Raw genomic sequence first — 20763 nt, 5'->3', positions numbered from 1 at the left:
AGATCATCTTATAAAAAAGATACTTTAGAAAAATATAAACCAATTACTAAGAATGAAACAATTAAGTTTGATTACACTGGTGCTGTTAGGTGCCGGAGTTCAGGGTTTTTCTCAACAGAAAAATCCTAAAAAAGGACCTATAATACCTCCAGGGAATCCAAATCCAGTAACCCGACCAATTACAAATGGACCTAAGCCTTATACAGAGGTGATTACTGCAAAGGCAAAAACAGACAAAGGTTTGTTTAAAGTACATACAATAGAAGATCGTTATTTCTTCGAAATTCCAGATTCTTTAATGGATAGGGATATTTTAGTAGTCAACAGAATCAGTAAAGCTGCTGCTGGAAATCGTTCTCAGATGATGGGCTATGGTGGTGATCAGATTGGTGACAATGTGATTTCATTTCAAAAAGGCCCTGCAAACAAATTGTTTCTAAAGAGTATTTCTTATACTGAGCGTTCTCAGGACACAACGGCACAAGGCTTATATAAGTCTGTCATGAACTCAAATTTACAGCCATTAGTGGCTTCTTTTGATATTAAAGCCCTAGCAAAGGACTCTGTGTCTGGTGCTAAGGGAGTAGTGATCGATGTAACCGAATACATGAATGGTGACAATGAGATTTTCTTTTTTGATCCAAACGTGAAAAAAGCCTTAAACTTAACCGGTTTAATGCCTGATAGAAGCTATATCAAAGAAATCAAAGCGTATCCGATGAATATCGAGATTCGTACTTTGAAAACCTATATGAAAACTGGTGCATCCTTTCCTGGAATGTCCGGACCTCCAAGTGCTACGCCAGCAACTTATGAATTAAACAGTTCGATGGTATTGCTGCCGGAAAGCCAAATGAAAGCCAGGTATTTTGACCCTCGTGTAGGTTATTTTGCAACTGGATATGTAGATTTTGATGCCAACCCTCAGGGGGTAAAAAACCTTTCTTTGATCACAAGATGGAGATTAGAGCCAAAAACAGAAGATATTGAAAAATATAAAAGAGGAGAGTTGGTAGAGCCTAAAAAGCAAATCGTTTACTATATTGATCCAGCCACACCAAAAAAATGGGTACCTTATCTGATGCAAGGTGTGAACGATTGGCAGGCTGCTTTTGAAAAAGCAGGATTTAAAAATGCGATTGTCGCTAAAGAAGCTCCTTCAGATCCATCTTGGAGCATTGAAGATGCCAGACACAACGTAATTGTTTACAAACCTTCGGATATTCCTAATGCTAGCGGACCGCACGTTCATGATCCACGTACTGGCGAAATTCTGGAAACGCATGTCAATTGGTACCATAATGTAATGTTGATACTGAGAAATTGGTATCTGATTCAAGCCGGAGCAGTTGATCCTGAGGCTCGTAAAATGAAGTTTGATGATAAACTGATGGGTGAGCTGATACGTTTTGTATCTTCTCATGAGATTGGACACACGCTTGGCTTACGTCATAACTTTGGTTCATCTGCAACTGTACCTGTGGAAAATCTTAGAAATAAACAGTGGGTAGAGAAAAATGGTCATACACCATCCATTATGGATTATGCACGTTTCAACTATGTAGCGCAACCAGAAGATAACATCAGTTCCAAAGGGATTTTCCCAAGAATCGGTGATTATGACCTGTGGGCAATTGAATGGGGTTATAAATGGAAGCCTGAGTTTAAAGGTCCAGAAGAAGAACTTTCTGCTTCCAATAAAGAGATCATCAGCAGACTTAAAAACAAGCGTTTAGTTTTCGGTACGGAATCTGATCCTAATGATCCACGCAATCAGAACGAGGATTTGGGTGACAATGCGATGCTGGCTTCTGCTTATGGCATTAAAAATTTGAAGCGGATTCTTCCAAATCTGTTGAGTTGGAGCAAGGAGCCAAATGAAGGCTATCAGAATGCAAGGGCACTTTATGGAGAATTAATTGGACAGTATGGCCGTTATATGGGGCATGTTACTAAAAATGTAGGTGGTATTTATACTACACCAAAAACGGTAGAAGAAGCTGGAGCGGTATATGTTGCAGTGCCTTATGCTACGCAGAAAGAAGCAATGACTTTCTTAAATACCCAGTTATTTAACAGTCCTACATGGTTAATCAATAAAGAATTAATAGAACGCACAGGATATAATGCTGTTGATGTTTTTCAGGGTGTTCAGAAAAGCACATTGAGCAGATTATTGAGTGCAGCAACTATTGGCAAATTGATCAACGCGGAGGTAATGAGTGGTGCCAAAGCCTATACCTCGGACCATCTTTTTGCCGACCTTAAAAGCGGTATCTGGTCTGAGTTATACAGCCATAAACCAATTGATGTTTATAGAAGAAACCTTCAGAAAGCTTATGTAGATAACTTAAGTAAACTGATGGTGGCCCCTTCAGCGACTAATGCAGCAGGAGGTTTCCCAGGCATGAGAACAATAGACCCTACCAGTTCAGATGTATCCAGTATTGCACGTGCTAACCTGGCGGCTTTAGCTAAGGACATTCGTACTGCTATTCCTACGGCTACAGGGTTGAGCAAATACCATTTACAAGACCTTTTGGTGCGTGTAAATAATATATTGAATCCAAAGTCTTAATCATTCGGGATACACATTTTTAATAGGCTACCCAGGATGTTGCTAAAGCAATATTCCGGGTAGCCTGTTTTATTTTATCTGTTTTCTAATGCAGGTTTTAAATGTGTACTAATCGCGATCCTGTTCCAGGCATTGATAGTGACAATAGACATGATGATCTCCGACAATTGTATTGCTGTAAATAAGCCTGCCGCACGTTCATAGGTTTTCTCAGAAACACCTGAGCTGATTAAAGTAACTTCTTCTGTTAAAGTGAGTATGGCAATTTCTTCTTCAGTAAAGAATGAAGTTTCTCTCCATGCACTTAACGTATAAATTCTTTGTGGGCTTTCTCCATTCTTTAGCGCATCTTTGATATGCATGTCCAAACAAAAAGCACAGCCATTGATCTGTGAAGTACGAATTTTGATCAGCTCTTTGTGGCTTTTGCTAATGGAAGTAGTTGCCAAAAAGCCTTCCAATGCAAACATTGCCTGATAAGCTCTGGGATTGATTTCTTGAATATTGATACGGTCTGTCATGTATGTATATTTATTTTCTGAATCAAAATTGCAAAATAGAAAGCCTAAAAAACTTAATCTGGTTTAAGAAATAGGTCGATCCTTCTTTGCTCGGATCTTGCTTAAAAACTCGGGCGTAAAGCCAAGAAAGGAGGCTAACATATATTGTGGGATGCGTTGCACGAAATGTGGAAAAGATTTGCTGAAATGGCGATAATGCGCTTCTCTGGATAAGTTGTGGTTGTATCTGGCAAGGTATTGACTGGCGGCACAAGCACGTTTAAAAATTAGCCTGAAGTACCGCTCTAGCTTTGGTACCTCTTTAAAAAGTGTGTCTTCAGCGCTGTTTTCAAGGAACAGAATCGTGCTTTCTTCTACGGTCTGAAGGTAAAAATCTGAGGCTTTTTGAAGCGTCAAACTGGTATAATCACTGATCCACCAATTTTCAATTGCAAACTGAGTCGTCTGTTCTACGCCTTTGTCGTCAAAAAAATACATTCTTAAACAACCTTTTGCTACAAAATAGTTGCCTCTGCAGATTTCTCCAGGTTTTAAAATCAGCGCTTTCTTCTTCAGCTGTAGCACCTTAACATGCTGAGCTATGACTTGCTGTTCTGTTTCATTTAAGAGAATGTATTGTTGGATGTGGTGAAGAAGCTCAGTATACATAAACCTTTGATAAGTATGCAAAGATAAGAATCCAAGCAGGATACTAAAGGAAAACTTCAGGTGATTTTTGCTTCACCTGAAGTTGTTTATTTTATTGTATATTAGATTGTTAATGGATTATCTGGTAGGTTCGTGTGAGGAGGGATGGCAATATCATTAGCAGCAAACATCGCTGCAACATGCGTATTTAAATACCTAGAAGTGTAATATGGATCGCTTACATTGATAAACAAAACTGTTCCCCCTTCAATGGAGTTGATGACCTGATTGGCAAGTTCTGGCGCTACTGCAGGGCAACCCTGACTACGTCCTAATCTTCCGAGTGCATTGATAGTACCCTGGCTTACATAATCTGCTCCATGAACTACAATAGAACGTTTGCGGGCGTTAGAGTTAAATCCCTCATCCATTCCATCCAATCGCAAAGATTTGCCATGTTGTCCTCTATACACTTCTGCAGTTAAATAGAAACCAATGCTACTCTGAAAGGAGTCATTTGTATTTGAAAAACGGGTAGCTTTGTCATTCCCACTGCGCTGTCCATGAGCAACCCAGGTATTGAGCAATAATTTTTTCTTATCGAGATCGATAATCCAGAGCCGTTTTTTAGTACTGTTCTGATCAAAATCTGCAATAGTTAAAATGTCTTTGTGTGCAGCAAGTTGTCCTGCCTTCTTTAGGTTATAAAAGCCTGTAACAGCTTTTTCAAATACAGATTCTGTTAATCCGCTTTCAGCAAGATGTGCTGATTGATACAACTCAGTGACATGCCTGTTGTAAATACTGTCTGTAGTCAATTTTACAACTGTAGTCGCCGAGGCTATTGGGGTACTTACCGATTCCCGGTTCACCAAGGTTAGGGCTAGAGATATAGTAATCAATCCCGCTCCACCAAAAAGGTATTTCATCATAGAATTGGGTTTTATTATTTAAGTCTGGTTCTCTCTATAAGCGCTTATTTTTTTTTACAAATGTATTGATTAATTGATGTTTAGGTGAATATTTTTTATTTTTTTTGTTTTAAAATGACGGTCTGGCTACAAGTTAGATAAGCTGATTAACGCTTAATTGACCTTGAATAAGATAAAAGGTTTAAATCTTAACTTTTGTCTTCGGCAAACATCTTTCGCGTAAGCCCAGGGCTATTTGGTGTAATAGATTAGGTTCATTTCTAAATGTAAAGGAAATTGTAAGAAGAAAAGATAAAATAATTAGTTATGGATGTAATATTAAATATAAGCCCTGTAGTACTATTGAGAATTCCGGCATTTTCAATGTGCGATGAATTAGTTGAAGTTTGGGAGGACTTAAAGTGTGCTATCTGTCACTCATCCAGTGATTTTTATGAAAAAATAAAACATGTTCCTGCTGCTGGAATTACAGATTTGGATACCCGAACACAATATACCATCTGGAAATATTATAATCGCTCTAAATACAGGGGTACCCCATTCGGTAATTTTGCAGGCTTTGCTGTTGCTGGGTTAGGAGAAGTTAAAGAAAACGTAATTTTCTCTAAAGAGCAGCATTTACATCGTTTTAAGGACTGGTCAAGATATAAGTCGGTAGAACTGCATGAAAAGGAATTGAATGCCTCAGATCGCTTGTATTTCTCAAATTCCAGCCATTATACCGTTGCTGATCATATTCGTTTTATTTCAATGGGAGATCAAGTGTTCGAGCTCTCGGAGATTGTATATAGTAGATTTATCCAGGAGCTGCTGGTTCTATGTGCTGAAATAGCAAGCTATTCCAGTATACTCGAATTTGCAGGCACAAAAGCGGTTACTGAAGAAGTATTATTAAGTATCCTGAAAGCAATGGTTGACGCCCAGCTGTTATTTACTGAGTTAAATGCGAACATTATTGGACCAGATTATTTCGGTCGTATCCAAAAGGAACCCCATCAGAATGAACAAGGCGATTACTTGATTGCGGAAAGGAAAATGATTTCCGGTAAGTTATCAAAAGCGGTTTTAAAACATCTACCATCTTGCATAAATACTTTACTTTCTTTGAATCTATCAAAAGCAAATGAGGAGCTTAAACGATTTTCAAAAGACTTTCAGAGGCGGTATGAGGGGCAGGAAGTCCCTTTACTGAAAATCCTTGATCCTGAACTAGGTCTTGGATATGGTCAGTTTACCTCAGCTGCCAAGGAGTATGACTTAGCTCAGGAGCTCAGCAGTCATTCTGTAAAGAGAAGTCCTGTCATGTTGCCCTGGATCGGCCTCAGCAATGAACTATTGAATGCGATCCTTAAAGATAAACCAGCAGTGCTGCAGTTGAAAGATCTCATGAAAACAAAACTGGATGAAGCGGATTTAAAACCAGCGAATAGTTTTAGTATACTGGCAAGATTTGCTGGCGATCTGTTGGTGCTGGATAACGTTGGAGGATGTACGGCAAATGCGTTATCAGGCCGTTTTACATTGGCTAGCGAAACACTTACCAAACATTGTAAATCGATTGCAGCCGCGGAATCAAAGGCTAATCCGGAGGTCATTTTTTTTGACATCGCCTATATGGCTGAGGGCAGAGTGGATAATATCAATCGTAGAAAGCAAATCTACGAGCATGAGCTGCCCATTTTAAACTACTCCTGTAGTGAGCAGTTGATTGCTTTGCAGGATATATTGGTCACTGTCAAGAGGGAAGAAGTGATACTTTTCTCTAAAAAGTATGGGAAAAGACTTATTCCACGTTTGGCTTCTGCTTATAATTATACTAGGTCTGACCTTTCTGTATATCGATTTTTATGTGATCTTCAGCACCAGGGTATCCAATCTCAATTGTTATTTGATGTTCAGGAGCTATTGCCAGGATTAGATTATTACCCTAGAATTCAATATGAAAACTTAGTCTTATCAACAGCAAAATGGAGGATCAAAGGAGTAGAGATGAAAGGGAAGGATATGTTAGGAATATTGGATCAACTTGGAGTAAGTCGTTATTTCTCAGTTGGGGAAGGTGACCAGACTTTATGTTTTGATAGGACTAAGTTTGAAGACCTTTCTTTTTTGAAACACTATGCAAACCAATATAACGATTTCGTTGTAAATGAGTATATTGTTTCAGATAGTCAGCTGTTTATTGATGACAATAAGAAGTTTTACTTCACTCAAATTTTGTTGGCTATCGGTCATGAGGAACAGCTGTATCCAGGATATATTTCCAGTGCTGCAGCTGATGAATCGCAGATAGAAACTATCATTATGCCTGGGAAAGATTGGTTGTCATATGAAATCTATTGTCATCCCGACAGATGTGAATTCCTATTGTCAACGCTTATTTCAGCATTTATTGCAGAGCATGCTGCTGCTTTTAAAACCTGGTTTTTTATCAGATATAATGACCCTGGTCCGCATTTAAGGTTAAGGTTCCAATTGAAGGATCGGCAGACAGGTTATTTTTACATGACGAGACTAATGGAGTTGCTTGCAGCAGATCTTCAGGAAGGCTTAATAAAAGATGTACAAATCAAAACCTACTACCGTGAGGTTGCACGTTATGGTGTAGAGCAAATGGTACTAACAGAACACCATTTCAGGAAGGATAGTGAGTATGCCTTGGAGGTTATTGCACATCATCTGGATTGTTTTTCTATTTACGCGAATTGTATTGAGCTAATGAAAGCTGCACTTGGCCTATTGTCTTTGGAAAAGAAAGCGGAACTGACCTTTATCAAGGGGATACAAAGAGCATTCGAAAAGGAGCATGAGCTAACGAGTGATGATTTTAAAATGGTAAATCGGGAATGGACAAATTTTAAAAGGCTGGTTCAATCCAATGACTCTACGCTGGCTTTACATTTACAGGGGCTCCAGCAGTCCTTCCTGGATACGCTAAGAGCTACCGCCGCAGACCAAAGACCAGCATTGTTCTGCAGCTTATTTCACATGCACATCAACCGACTTTTTTCTGAGCAGCAAAGGGCGCATGAGCTGATCATTTATAGTTTTCTATATAAGCAGTTACAGATGCAGCAGCAAAGGCTCTTAGTCGTGTAGCAAATTGTTAATTATCCGATATCAGATTGATTTCGAGCAATGCTCGAAACTGGTCATCTTGTTGAAATGTATGGAGTGCAGCGCGCTCTCCATATGTTGCCTTTAATCGTTTTTTTACATTTTCCAGCCCAATATGGTGGCTTGGCTGTGTTTGCTTTTTGCTAATGAGGTTATTCGTTTCAACTTGCAGCATGCTGGCATTGTACCTCAGTATGAGTGAAGCAGGATAGCCCTCCTGCAATAAATCACCATGCTTAAACATATTTTCTACAAGTGTCATCACCAGTAAGGGGACGATTTCCAGTTCTGTGACCTCCTCATCATATTCCATGGTGATATAGAGATTTTGATGTGATTTAATCTTATGTAATTTAATTAGATTTTCTACTTGTTCTAATTCTCCAGCAAGTGGAGTATTGGAATGACTGACTTCTTCAATAGAGTACCTCATCATTTCTGATAAAGCTAATATGGCTTCGGCTGCCTCCGGTGTAGTTTTCCGCGTGCTAGTATAAATGAAATTTAATGTATTAAACAGAAAGTGCGGATTGATTTGTGCTTTCAGGTGTGCGTGCTGGGATTTAATCAGATCAGCATAAATCCTTTGGTTCTCAATGATTACCAGTAACCGCTCTTTTTCCTTTTCTTCTACGAGTTTTCTTTCTTCAAAATAACGTAGGATATAATAATAAGCACTAGAGAATAGGATGAAATAGACAACCCGATAAGACATTCCAATATAGGCATCCATGTTAAATGCAGGTGGACTCAGGAAAGTGATATATCCTTTTTCATGAAGGAAATTTGAAAGGTTAAGTGTAATGGTGATATAGACGACCACCTCTATTGCAATGAATGAAGGTAGCCTCCAGAGTGCTTGTGCCGTCTTCATCTTTGCAGCAGGCATGACGAAATGTGCATGAAAATAAAACAGCAGAATATTAAAGATGTAAAAGAAAACATAATTCCCTAATGGAGAGAATTGCTTTCTTATTAAGCCCATAATGACTACTTCGTAGAAAATAAAGATAGACCAGCCGATGAAATGGATCTTGTATTTACGTAGAAAGTTAATGAACTCGGTAGGGGTAAATTTCATTTTGTGTAATAAAAAAAGGCGTTAACGTAATACTTTTTTAAGGGGTATTGATCCTGGCTAATTTTCATAAAAAAACAAACATTATGAAAAAAGAAATCATCTCCTTCGACCTTAAAAAAAGTACATTATTTTTATTCAAATCTAAAAAGAGCAGATCAGGATTCACACCTACTGTTACCACTACTGATCCCACGAATGGAACTGCAACTTCACATACCAGTTCTGTAATTACCTTCCCTGCTGGATAAATCTGCATTATGCGATGAAATCTATTCGGAGATGCTTCGGTTAGATTTCATCGTTTTTTCAGCCAGAAACATCAGAAATTGCTTTTTATAAGTTGTTCCCAAAGGAATCTCCATCTTATTACTCAATACAATCGTATTTCCTTCGACTTTCTGGATGTAATTTACCGCTACTATAAAAGAGCGCTGTACACGTACAAAATTATTGATGTCCTGAAGTTTATACTCCAACTCCTTCATCGTTAGATAAGCCACATGTGTTTCTGAGCAGGTGTGAATCTTTACATAATTGTTTAAGCCTTCGATCGTAATGATGTCCTTAATATTGATTTTTGTGTATTTCTGGATCTGATCAGTTTTGATAAAGAAAAAATCATCCACAGCGGTCGTATTTTTAATTGTATTTTCTAAACTAAGCAGTCTCTTTATCATGAGCGCAAATTTACTCATGGAAATGGGCTTCAGTAAATATTCATTCGCCTGTACGCCAAAAGCTTCATAAGCATATTTGGAATGGCCAGTAGTAATGATTAAGTATTTTGTTTTCGCTCTGATGGCTACAGAAAGATCTAACCCTGATATACCCGGCATATCCATGTCCATAAAGACAATATCAATATGATCATCTTCGGAAATATCCATTAATGCCTGTAATGGATCAGTAAAATACTTTAGCAGCTGTAGATTAGGCATAGCGTCAATATAATCTGCCAGGAGTTCTACAGCATGCTTCTCATCGTCAATAATGACACAGTTTAATTTCTTATCCATTGATCTCCTCCTATAATTCAAATACTTTTAATAAATCTAATCAAAAAAAATTCGCAACGTAAAAACTACATTTGGCGTAATACTTTTTTTTGTTTCATGAAATTTATTAAGGATCTGTAAAGATAAATCAAATTTGGGGATAAAACTATATTTTAAGCGCTAGGGAAAGGTTTTTTAAGGTTTGATAGGCTTTAGAACAAGCTAAGGCCGTTTTAAATAATATTAAAATCATTAACCACATATTTATGGGCATTCACCACGTAGAGGTGGATATTGGCGTAAAAGAATTCTTGAATCAAACTTCCTTGTTTACTTTTAAACATCCCCCCTATAAAACAAGATTCCTGGTGCATGGAGGTGCATCAGGGATTTTAACAAAAAGATATCCATACGCGCTCAAATTATTATATAAGGGGGTCATTCCCCTTATTAATTGATTACTCTTTACACCTTTTCTAACTTTTAGTTATGTCCCTATTAAGAATAGCGATGAATTTACTGCTTTTCTTATATTTGAAATTAAATATATGAATATGCAAAGTGAATGTTTTCAAATTGAAGCAGAAATGCCATGGGAAGATCTTGGCAATGGGATACAAAGACAAGTATTTGGCTATAATGATCAAGTTATGTTGGTGAAAGCTAAATTTGAAGTTGGCGCCATTGGAACTTTACATGAGCATCACCATACTCAGGTAACCTATGTAGACAGTGGGATATTTGAAATGACAATTGGTATAGAACAAAAAATTATCAGAAAAGGGGATGGATTTTATGTCCCGCCACATACAATCCACGGTTGTGTATGTATCGCGGCAGGCACATTGATTGATGCTTTTAGCCCTGCAAGGCAGGATTTTCTGGAGTAGGCCTATCTACTGACTTCATAAACTTGTATAAGTAGGCACAAGCCAGTAAAAGACAGGTCAGGATGAACCATAACGTATTATAGCCATGGTGTTCGGCAATATAAAATCCTGCTGAAGGCCCAACAACCTGGGCAACTGACCATACCAGCATATATCCAGCAGCGTATTGTCCTCTGTTAAATTCGTTTGCTCTACTCATTACAAAAGTGTTGACAAAAGGTAGAGCAAACATTTCTCCGAAGGTGAAAAGCACAATACACAAAACTCCAAGTACAAGCGGAGAGCCAATAGGTGACATCAGTACAAGAAAAGATCCTGCAATTAGCAATACACCTAAGGTGATAAAAAATATCGATGATTTCTTTCCTTCAATCTTATGGATCATCACCATTTCAAATAATGCAATGATTACCCCGTTAAGGCCTAAAATCAAGCCGATCATAAACTCATCAATTTTCCAGGATTCCTTGAAAAATACAGGAACCACCCTAAACATCAGGAAAAAGCAGATGATAAAAATTGTACTCAGTAACAGAAATTTGATGAATAAGACATCTTCCCATGGTTTTCGTACCACAATCCCTTTTACCTTTTCTTTAATTGCTTTTCTATAACCTCTTATTTTCGGCAGAAACCATAAAATGCTCAGCCCGGCAAAAATCCCAACTGCACCATCTACATAAAATAACAGCCTATAATTATAGGACGCGATTAATCCCCCCATACTTACTCCAAAAGCCCATCCTATATTTGTAGCCAAACGATTCAAAGAGTAGGATCTGGTTTCCAATCCTGGTTTCGCATAAGCTGCAATTGCTGCAAAATTTGCCGGACGAAAGGCTTCTGCAAAGAAACTAATCACGATTGCCAGCACACAAAGCGTTTCGAAATGCGTTATGCTGGCAAAAAATAAGAAAAAGCCACCACCTATGACGGCAGAAATAATCTGAACAGGTCTGAAACCAATTACATCAGTCAGTTTTCCTCCTGCAGCAGAACCCATAATTGAGCCTATACCAAACAAGGTGATAATCAATCCTGCATCAGAAGCAGAGCGATGTAAGGATTGAGTGACATATAAGCCCATAAATGGGACTGCCATGTAACCACTTCGATTAATGAGCATGACTATGCTCAAAATCCAGGTTTCCCTGCTCAGTCCAGAAAACGATCGTTTATAATTCGCTGCAATATCTTGAAGTAAATTCATGATTTTATTTTATTCCGCCAAAAGCTGCAAAACATAAGTTTTTATGCAATACTTCTACGTGTTTAAAACCTATTTTCTGCATCAATTCCAACTGATAATTGATGGATCTAGGCGTGTCTTCGTGTTCGATATAATCCAATACTTTTTGGCAATATTCTGGTCCACCCAATTCCTCCAGATAATCTGCATAACGCTGCTGAAATAATAAATTCAAGTGTGGGGCATCATGGCTGATCAGGTCTGAAATCCAAAAACAGCCCCCAGGTTTCAATGCACGGTAAATTTTATTGAAAACAAGATCCCAGTCTTCATCCCCACGAAGATGATGTAAGGTCGCAGCTGCAAAAATAATATCATATTTGTCGGCCTCCAATTCTAAAGCCCTCATGTCCATTTGGATGGTGCGAACTTGTCCATTGGTAACTGCGCTTACACGTTGTTCCGCTCTTCTCAGCATTGGTAAACTCAGATCATTTAAAGTGCAATTTAAATGCTGAATTTTCCCCAGCATTTTCAGAGTGTAATTTCCAGCACCACAGCCAATATCTAAAAGCTCTTTTGCTTCCGGAACTACATATTTTGCAGCCTCTGTACATAGTTCCATTGTCAATGCAGCATCAAGGGTAGTCAGCTGACCGGTATCGAGATTAGAAAAACGTTCTACATCCTGGTCAAATCTATGTTCGATTTCCTGGTTACTTGCTTTAGCTGAATAGTCACTTTTCATAATAGATGTAATATTTGTGCCAAGATAAATAAATAGAATTGCGATTCTTATAAAACATCCTAACTTTAAAAAGTTCAAATGAAGAAAATATGGCAATTAACTTACGTAAAGGCGAAAAGATTAACATTGGTCTCACTAAAATAAGTGTAGGCTTAGGTTGGGATCCTAATGAAGGGACAGGACATGATTTTGACTTAGATGCTTCTGCATTTATGGTAGATGGAAGCAGGATGATTCCTGCGGAAGAGTATTTCGTTTTTTACGGTAATGATAAATCACCTGATGGTGCATTGTTCCATACAGGTGATGATCCTACTGGTGGCAATAGCGCTACCGGAGATGATGAAATTGTGAAAGTAGACCTTTCTCTGGTAGATGAGCGAATTCAGGAAATCCTGTTCGTGGTTACTATTCACGATGCACAAGTCAGGAGGCAAAATTTCGGACAGGTACGCAGTTCATACATTAGAATTGTAGATGATACGAATGGCGAAGAAGTGGCGAAGTATGAATTAGACGAGGATTTCTCCATTGAAACCGCTATTGAATTTGGCAGACTGTATAAAAGAAATGGCAGCTGGAAATTTGAAGCTTCTGGCAGGGGATACAAAGAAGACCTCGCTTTTTTTCTAGCTAAATATTATACAGGGGAAATTATCAAATAAATTCCCCTGTAATGATGCTATCGTAAACTAAGTATGGTAGGTGGGCTATTTACCGGGAGAAGGATGTGAAATTTAGTTCCTTTTCCTGGTTCACTAAATGCTTGAATAGTGCCGCCGAGATCTTCCACCTGAGTTTTTACCATGAAAAGTCCCATTCCTTTTCCATCCACATCTACATCAAATCTTTTATAAAGACCAAACAGCTGACTGCCATATTTCTTTAGATCAATCCCTTTTCCATTGTCCTCAAATATAATATTCAAATGCTTTTCTGTCAGATAGGTTTTTATAATCATTCTTGGTGAAATTTCCGGCTGCCTGTACTTTATGCTGTTGAGGATCAGGTTGTAAAAAATACTGTATAGATAGCCCCTTACGGTATAAATCTTTTCTTCTTCCAGCTGATATTCAAAAGTCATATTCTCACTTACAATCAGGTTATTAATACTGTCTTTGATTTCCTCTACCAGAATTTGTATGGTTACTAGTTCTTTAAGTCTTTCCGGAGCGTCTTTTTTTACGGTCAATACATAATTCAAGTCTTTAATTACCGTATCCAGATTCTTAATAGAACTACGCAATCCATGGATCAGTTCCCTGACTGAAGATGGATCGGCTTCCACTTCACTGAGTAAATCACTGATGCCAATAATATTGGCTACAGGTGCGCGTAAATTATGAGATACTACATAGGTGAATTGTTCCAGATCTTTATTTCTTCGAATGAGCTCAGAAGTCATATTATCCTGTGCTTTTGCAATGTTTTTTTGTTCGGTGATGTCTTTGATAGATAGAATGAAACCCCAGTATTGATGATCATCATCATTTACTGCAATCCATTTTAGTGCATACCATTTTTCCGAACCATCTTTTTCAATGACATTTGTTTCATAAGACATGTTTTTTCCATTGATCACATCATCCACAATTTTTTGAAGTCTTGCTCGCTTATTTTTGGCAAAATAATCTAAAATGCTATTTCCATCCAATTCCTTATAATGTCCTCTAAATTCAGCAATTTCCTTGGCCATTTGACTATAAGAAATGATCTTCAACTGTTGATCCACTAATATATAAGCGGCATCAGTATGGTCTAATAATGTGCGGAGGTTAGCTTCAGATTTTTTAAGCGTATCTTCTGCTGCTTTAACGGAAGTGACGTCCTGTAAAGTCCCAAACAACCTGGTAGTTATACCTTCAGCATTAAACTCAATCCGGTTTTCTCCTTCCAGTATTTTTACTTCTCCTGCAGGATTCCTAATCCGAAAACTGGTTTTCATATTTTTTCCTATACGAATCAATTTATCCACTTCATATTCTACGCGAAGTTTATCGTCAGGATGAATAAGGTTATCAAAATACTCATTGACAGGAACCAGGGATTCATCTCCCCAATAAATCTCTTTCAACGCATCAGACCAAGTGAGTTCTTGCTTAATCAGGTCGAAATTCCAATTGCCAATCTGTGCCATCTTTTGTGCTTCAGAAAGTACGGCTTCTGCCTGTTTGATTTTTTCCTCCGTTTGTTTCCATTGGGTAATGTCACTGATCACGCCCTCTACAGAATATATTTCTCTATTCAAATGATGCGGAACTGCCTTTATTTCAATCCAGCGAATGCTTTTATCTTTACGGATAATCCGATATTGACTTTTTGTTTGTCCACCTTTTTCCAACGCTAATCCATCTCGTTCTGCAATATGGCGATCTTCCGGGTGAATAACGTCGTACCATAGATTGGGGTTTTCATGGAATTCCGCCAAACTATAACCGTATATTTTAGCACAGCCAGCTGACAATTTTAGGTAACGGTTACTGCGAATGTCTTTCAGGTAAAAACCTTCATTTACGTCATCTAGTAATTTTTCAATTTCATGGCTAACCAGGTCTTTTTCTTTTCTGTACTGCACTTGTTCCGTGACTTCCTGGCCAGAGAGGAGGAGCCCCTCAATAGTTCCATTTTCATCGCGTAAAGCTTGTATAGCAAAATTGAAATATGCACCATGAAAGCTGGCGCTGGTGATTTCATTGACCATACAACTGATACCGGTATTATAAACAGAATCTGCTTTTTCATTTAGAAAAGCAAGTGCAGTATGCGCATATACCTCTTGTAAATTTTTATTTAAAACATGGCTTTCTCCAATTTTTTGTTGAAAAAAACTATTTACAAAAGTGAAAATATGTTGCTTACCCATCAGAATCGCAATCGCATAGGGCATCTCCTGAAGCACAGCGAAGTTTTTATCAGGTCCATTTAATGCGGAATTATTCAGTGCTTTTAAAATAACATCGGGTAATCTGAGTAAGCGATCAGACAATAAGTAATCTGCAGCACCAGAACGTAACAATGTTAAGGCCTGTTGCTCAAATTCTGGTGGGCTGATGCAGATAAAAATAGAGGCATAACCACTTTCTTGCAAGAGCTCAAAAGCTTTATGTCCAGTGGAATTTTCAGCACCGCAAAATGCAAGTATAACATCTGGAACAAAGCGCTGTAAAGTAAGTTGAAAATCAGAAATTGCCGTTATTCTTAGTTGTTGAAAAGGGAATTTTGATGGATCTAAGATATTGGTTATTAAATTACTATCATTAGCTGGATCTCCAAAAATAAGGATTCTCAGAATGTTTCTCATTAGTTAAACGTGTTTTTATGATGTAGGTAAAGGATAATATAGACATAATTTTAAAATCCTTACCAATATTTTGATAAAAAACAAAATGCCCTCATAGAGCGTCTAACTTTTTGAGGGCATGGATTATGAAGATGTTTCGTTTTCGTTATGAATAAACTTCCTAAGGCAGTTGTTTGAAAATGTTCTGCACTATTTTAGGCAATTCATTAATTGCTTTTTGTGGATCAGTCAATTCACCTTCGGCCCAACCTCTCCAGATTACTTTTGAGCTGCTGCGTTCGATAATATCAATCATGATGTTTCCTTCTTTGATCGGCATTTTTCGCTCTCTACTGCCTACATATACTGGGAATGGATTGTCATAAACGTAAAAAAATCTTGCCCGACCTTTGTAATAAGCCACTCTAGGACTTAACATTGGTGGCTGATTATAATAGATTGGCTCATCGTAAACTTTCATACTATTACTTACAATAGCAGAATAGCGGATGAGCAAATCAGGGTTTTTACTGTCAAGCGTTAAACCTTTTTTAGCAAGTTCCGTTTCAGTAGTCTCTACTATTTTATCCGTTACGATATCATTGTTGTAAATACTATTTGTTTTTTCATCTACTGGAGGAAGCCATGCGTATGTTTTGAAGTCGGTTCCAACAGGCTTACTACCAACGGCGTAGTAATTGTAAGGAGAGCAAGCCGACAGCATCCCTGTGGCTACTAGTAAGAATAATAGTTGTCTTTTCATGGTAAACGGTTTTTAGAGTAGAATAAAATTATGTAGGTTACCATAGTTCTGGTTTTTATTTAACCTAATAACAGTATTACAATAAAAGCTCTAAAATGTTTAACCAATTTTAAAATAAATGAAAATTAATTTTTACTGATACAACAAATCCAAAAATAGATGGCGTTAAAATTTAACGCGCATCCCTATTCCTAATTGAAAAATATCTGCAAGCGTGAGCGCAGAAGTGTTTTGAAAATAGTTTACAATATAATAATCATTAGTATTCATTTCCGAGTATAAACTGATGGCTTTAATCCCAGAATCTTTCCAGATCTTTTTCATATTGAACTCAATTTCATTGCTTATAGACAGATTAGGTCGTAGTGCTTCAGACCAATAATAGTAATTATCAGGATATCTGTGCTCACTGAATTTATAAGATAACGAAGGATGAAAAGTATAACTTGCAAAGAATCCTGGGTTAAACGGATAGAATTTACCCCAGTCTTTAAGTTTTATTTCATAAAATTTATAAGCGAATTTTGCAGTAACAATATGCAATTCTCCACCTTTACTTGCAGGAACATACCCATAATTGAAATCCAGAATCCCTTTTTTATTCTTAAAAAGGTCGTAGCCAGCACCTACACTAAAGTAGCCGATACTGCCTGCAAATTGTACAATTGCATTATCAGGAACCAGGAACTTGAAACTCTGAGCTGATGCTTTACCCGAAAAAATAATCAGGAATGCCAATACTATATAGATGCGCTTAAAATGATATCCGTTCAAAACTTATTTTATGATTAATGATTTCAACTAGTAAAAATTCTTCATTGCCCATAGCACTTGTGATGACATAAGGGATCCCTGAATCGTCAGGATAGTAAAGGTCATACACATGGGTATGGGCATGTAATGAAGCAAGAAATCCTGGTGTTTCCGCAAAAATCCCCGTATAATCTTTGACCAGATTTTGGTCAAAATCTGAATTAATAGTAGGAACATGTGATACCGCCACATAATTACTAATACCTTCCTCCGGCTGAAGCTGAGTTTTTAACCAGGGAATACTTGGAACCTGGCCATTAAAGTTGTACTCTCTGCTATTGGTATCATGGCAGATAAATTTTGTTCCCCCGTATCTGAAGGAATAATTTAATGCACCGAACATTCGCTCAAAAACCTCTCTTCCGCGTGAAGTCAGATCATGATTGCCAATAACACCCATATATGGGACATTTAGCTTAGATAAGCTTCTGGCAATCCATTCCATTTCTTTTAATACACCAAATTCAGTAAAATCACCAGCAACCAGCACAAAATCAATACCTGGCATACCATTAACTTTTTTAACAAAAGCAACAGTCTCATCACGTGAACGCTGAGTATCGCCGGTTAAAATAAACCTGATATGATCATCAGTTTTGCCATCCCCAAGCTGCTGTAAACTTTTCGAATTAATGTCTGTAGGGGAGTTCCTGTCAAAAATCTGATTTGGGCTATATTCAAAACGGTTACAGCTCAGCAAACCAGCACTTAAAATAAGCCCTAGAATTATAAATTTGTTCATTGAAAATTCTGATATTTTCACAAACCTAAGCTTTAAACAAAGAGTTTAAACATCTAATAATGGCTTATGGCATTAGTATAACCGTTAAATGGCATTAATTTAACATTTCTGTCAAACTCAGAAAAACTATAATTCTGGAAAAATGCTGAAAAGCAGGGTAACTGCCTGAGCCTCTTTTACTGCAGTCTGAAAGAAGGAGAGGGGGATGAATTTCCAGGTAATTTGATGATCTTCCGATACTTTTAATACTTCGATGGCCTGATTTATTAAATGCTGCTCAAAAAATAGATATTTACTGGAAGCCCAGGCTTTTGGGTCACCTAAATTTGCTGGCCAAGTGTACAGTTTATGAGCTTCTATAAGTTTTTCTTCAATCAGATGAGTAGATCTTTTAGAAATCAAAAGACTGATATCATATTCTTGGATGGAGGCAGCAACTCCCAATTTATTATTGGGAATGCCAATCGCTTTAGCGCTAAAGCCGGCAACCATCACATTTTGTCCTTCCTGTTGTACAGGCTTTCCAAAAAACAAATATTTTCCTGTGCTTAATTGCTGCAGTTCTGTGGCCATAATTATTTTTTGCTAAAGCTACATCTTATTGAGTATGCTTTTCAACTTTAGTAATAGATTATTAAATAATAACAAAGGAAAAAGGGCCGGATTTCTCCAGCCCTTTTTAAACATACATTATATTGTTGATTTTCGGTTATTGAATGATCTTTCCGTCAACACCGATTTTGATCGCTGCAGTTTCTGCATCTTTCTTCACCTCAATTTCATAGTATTGTGTTTTGTCAGCATTAGTAACCAGCGATGCTGCAGTTGGGGTCCAGGCTTTTACTGGTTCTGATTGCAAAGTTGTTTTAACTGCCTCTGGAAGATCTTTCAATTCAACCGGAGTTTTTGTAGTACTATCTTGTTTTACAGTAATTGCTACTGGACTTTTCACTTCTGATGCGTTTACTGCTGTCATTCCTGCGAAAGCTAAAAATGCTGCTGATAAAATGATCTTTTTCATATCTTATGTATTTCAGTTAAATATTCTTGTTAATTATATTTAATAATGATTCATAATGATGCCATAAAGCATGTTTCTTGGCATAACGCTGGTATTCATGATGTTATAATGGTTGGCTGAATTTTAACTGTAGAGATGTTCTACACTCTGTGGCTTAATGATGCGTTTTTAAATGAATTCTTAAATATTATTTGTGTCTTTGTCCCATAAGATGGATTTTATCGAGCCATTTTTGTCGCTGTTTCAGACTAGCGGTTTTAATAATCCCAATAGTGCTTACTTTAACGGGCTTGATGCCACAAAATTCCAGAGTGCTTTTTTTTAGCTGGCGGATACTTGGACTCCCATATACCAAACGGTAGTACCATCCAGGCTGATCCATAGTAGTAATGATCCTGGCTGTTTTTCCAGTTAATAATCCATCCCAGAAAAGGGAATTTTCACGATATTGATAAGTCAGACCTGGTAAAAATAAGCGGTCGATAAAGCCCTTCATGACTGCAGGCAAACCTCCCCACCAAACCGGGTGTATCCAAACCAAATGGTTAGCGGCTTTGATTTTTTCTAAGCTTTCCAATAAATCCGGCTCGAGATCGATCCTTTTAGTGTAGCCATAAGCAAGATTTGGATCAAAAATGAGTGCTGAAATATTAATCTCAGTGATAGATGCCCCCGTTTTTAAAGCACCAGCTCGGTATGCTGCTGCTAGTGCATGGTTGAAACTATCCGGATTAGGGTGTCCATTTATAATAAGTATGTTTTTCATTTTGTACAATTGTGAAATAGTAGGAGTACAAAAGTAAGGAGCAGCAGCGCCCTGATTTAGGACAAATGTCTAAAAAGAAATCTCCTTTCTCAGGCGACTGAGGTGTCTTGAGGTGATGCCTAAATATGAAGCCAGATATTGTAGTGGTATTTGCTGCACATAAATTGGTTGATGCTCCAGCAGATCCAGATATCGCTTTTTTGCTTTCTCCTGTTGGAATTGGAAAACTCTTTTTTCTAATTCCAGGTATTGCTGTTCGGCAATAAGCTTTAAAAATTTGCTCCAATTGGGATTGGTGCTCGATAAATGGTCTAAATCACTTTTTTGGATCAGCAGTATTTCAGTAGGTACTAAGGCCTGTATATTTTCTAAGGTGGGTTTAGCAGTGATAAAAGAGGAATAAGCAGTCATTAATGCTCCTGGAAAAGTAATGCAATAGGTCGTTTCTTCCCCGGATTCCGAACGAAAGAACGTTCTCAAAATGCCATTATTTAGAAAAGCAACTTCCTTACATATTTTTCCTTCTTGAATAAAGAAATCGCCTTTTTGTAATTTTTTTGGCCTCATCAGCGCTATCACTTGGTTAATTTCTGCTGGACTGAAAAGTTGAAATGAGGTTAAAAATTCTTGAATCATCTGTATTGAAATACATAGCTAAAGGAGTACAGGCATCAAATATATCATAAAACAGGAAAAACGC

At 37.5% G+C, this 20763-nt stretch carries 20 protein-coding genes; 5 read left to right on the top strand and 15 right to left on the bottom strand.

The features are described 5' to 3' along the window. Nucleotides 1–52 precede the first annotated feature (52 nt). Nucleotides 53–2578, top strand: coding sequence for a zinc-dependent metalloprotease (locus AQ505_RS14580; RefSeq protein WP_062548854.1), 2526 nt, complete (start codon nt 53–55; stop codon nt 2576–2578). Between the two features lie 74 nt (nt 2579–2652). Here the strand turns inward: AQ505_RS14580 and AQ505_RS14575 are convergent, their stop codons facing one another. The 3 genes from AQ505_RS14575 to AQ505_RS14565 form a co-directional block, all read right to left on the bottom strand. After that, nucleotides 2653–3099 carry a carboxymuconolactone decarboxylase family protein gene (locus AQ505_RS14575; protein ID WP_062548853.1) on the bottom strand — a complete coding sequence of 149 codons (447 nt, stop codon included), beginning with the start codon at nt 3097–3099 and terminating at the stop codon, nt 2653–2655. 63 nt (nt 3100–3162) lie between these two features. Next, a complete protein-coding gene (locus tag AQ505_RS14570; RefSeq protein ID WP_062548852.1) occupies nt 3163–3747 on the bottom strand; it encodes a Crp/Fnr family transcriptional regulator in 585 nt (194 codons plus the stop codon). 101 nt (nt 3748–3848) lie between these two features. Then, nucleotides 3849–4658, bottom strand: coding sequence for a murein L,D-transpeptidase catalytic domain family protein (locus AQ505_RS14565; protein ID WP_062548851.1), 810 nt, complete (start codon nt 4656–4658; stop codon nt 3849–3851). Between the two features lie 306 nt (nt 4659–4964). On the opposite strand from AQ505_RS14565, the gene AQ505_RS14560 reads away from it, so the two are divergent. Next, entirely contained in the window at nt 4965–7757 is a 2793-nt protein-coding gene (locus tag AQ505_RS14560) for a lantibiotic dehydratase (RefSeq protein WP_082461544.1), read from the top strand. 7 nt (nt 7758–7764) lie between these two features. On the opposite strand, the gene AQ505_RS14555 is transcribed toward AQ505_RS14560, so the two are convergent. Next, complete coding sequence (locus tag AQ505_RS14555; RefSeq protein WP_062548849.1) at nt 7765–8856, bottom strand: sensor histidine kinase; 1092 nt, start codon at nt 8854–8856, stop codon at nt 7765–7767. Nucleotides 8857–8939: 83 nt separating this feature from the next. Here AQ505_RS14555 and AQ505_RS26395 point away from each other — a divergent pair, with 83 nt between their 5' ends. Continuing rightward, nucleotides 8940–9104, top strand: a complete 165-nt coding sequence (locus AQ505_RS26395) for a hypothetical protein (RefSeq protein ID WP_157262373.1) — start codon at nt 8940–8942, stop codon at nt 9102–9104. Between the two features lie 21 nt (nt 9105–9125). On the opposite strand, the gene AQ505_RS14545 is transcribed toward AQ505_RS26395, so the two are convergent. Continuing rightward, entirely contained in the window at nt 9126–9872 is a 747-nt protein-coding gene (locus tag AQ505_RS14545) for a LytR/AlgR family response regulator transcription factor (protein WP_062548847.1), read from the bottom strand. Nucleotides 9873–10399: 527 nt separating this feature from the next. Here AQ505_RS14545 and AQ505_RS14535 point away from each other — a divergent pair. Beyond that, nucleotides 10400–10741 (top strand): cupin domain-containing protein, encoded by a 342-nt coding sequence (locus AQ505_RS14535; protein WP_062548845.1) that lies wholly within the window; start codon nt 10400–10402, stop codon nt 10739–10741. On the opposite strand, the gene AQ505_RS14530 is transcribed toward AQ505_RS14535, so the two are convergent. Further along, nucleotides 10710–11951 carry an MFS transporter gene (locus tag AQ505_RS14530; protein WP_062548844.1) on the bottom strand — a complete coding sequence of 414 codons (1242 nt, stop codon included), beginning with the start codon at nt 11949–11951 and terminating at the stop codon, nt 10710–10712. The two genes, AQ505_RS14535 and AQ505_RS14530, sit on opposite strands and share 32 nt — an antisense overlap. Nucleotides 11952–11955: 4 nt before the next feature. Next, nucleotides 11956–12678, bottom strand: a complete 723-nt coding sequence (locus AQ505_RS14525; RefSeq protein ID WP_062548843.1) for a class I SAM-dependent methyltransferase — start codon at nt 12676–12678, stop codon at nt 11956–11958. An 89-nt stretch (nt 12679–12767) separates the two neighbouring features. Between AQ505_RS14525 and AQ505_RS14520 the strand changes: the two genes are divergently transcribed. Beyond that, nucleotides 12768–13343 carry a TerD family protein gene (locus tag AQ505_RS14520; protein WP_062548842.1) on the top strand — a complete coding sequence of 192 codons (576 nt, stop codon included), beginning with the start codon at nt 12768–12770 and terminating at the stop codon, nt 13341–13343. A 17-nt stretch (nt 13344–13360) separates the two neighbouring features. Here AQ505_RS14520 and AQ505_RS14515 read toward each other — a convergent pair whose 3' ends face one another. The 8 genes from AQ505_RS14515 to AQ505_RS14480 form a co-directional block, all read right to left on the bottom strand. Then, nucleotides 13361–15979: a PAS domain-containing sensor histidine kinase gene (locus tag AQ505_RS14515; protein ID WP_062548841.1), complete on the bottom strand. Its 2619-nt coding sequence runs from the start codon at nt 15977–15979 to the stop codon at nt 13361–13363. A 160-nt stretch (nt 15980–16139) separates the two neighbouring features. Next, nucleotides 16140–16721 (bottom strand): DUF4136 domain-containing protein, encoded by a 582-nt coding sequence (locus AQ505_RS14510; protein WP_062548840.1) that lies wholly within the window; start codon nt 16719–16721, stop codon nt 16140–16142. Between the two features lie 165 nt (nt 16722–16886). After that, complete coding sequence (locus tag AQ505_RS14505; RefSeq protein ID WP_231634883.1) at nt 16887–17495, bottom strand: hypothetical protein; 609 nt, start codon at nt 17493–17495, stop codon at nt 16887–16889. Then, on the bottom strand, nt 17476–18276 hold the full coding sequence (locus AQ505_RS14500) for a metallophosphoesterase family protein (protein WP_062548839.1): 801 nt from the start codon (nt 18274–18276) through the stop codon (nt 17476–17478). Before AQ505_RS14500 ends, AQ505_RS14505 begins: the two co-directional genes overlap by 20 nt. A gap of 126 nt (nt 18277–18402) precedes the next feature. Then, complete coding sequence (locus tag AQ505_RS14495) at nt 18403–18849, bottom strand: hypothetical protein (protein ID WP_062548838.1); 447 nt, start codon at nt 18847–18849, stop codon at nt 18403–18405. A 136-nt stretch (nt 18850–18985) separates the two neighbouring features. Then, the gene (locus tag AQ505_RS14490) at nt 18986–19297 is read right to left on the bottom strand and encodes a hypothetical protein (protein WP_062548837.1); all 312 of its coding nucleotides are present in this window, start codon (nt 19295–19297) and stop codon (nt 18986–18988) included. Nucleotides 19298–19484: 187 nt separating this feature from the next. Then, nucleotides 19485–20063, bottom strand: coding sequence for an NAD(P)H-dependent oxidoreductase (locus AQ505_RS14485; protein ID WP_062548836.1), 579 nt, complete (start codon nt 20061–20063; stop codon nt 19485–19487). 69 nt (nt 20064–20132) lie between these two features. Then, entirely contained in the window at nt 20133–20630 is a 498-nt protein-coding gene (locus tag AQ505_RS14480; RefSeq protein ID WP_231634882.1) for a Crp/Fnr family transcriptional regulator, read from the bottom strand. Nucleotides 20631–20763: the final 133 nt, after the last annotated feature.

This window comes from Pedobacter sp. PACM 27299 (assembly GCF_001412655.1).
GTDB lineage: Bacteria > Bacteroidota > Bacteroidia > Sphingobacteriales > Sphingobacteriaceae > Pedobacter.
Note: the sequence above shows the minus strand (reverse complement) of the source record. Positions and strands in the feature narration are given on the sequence as shown.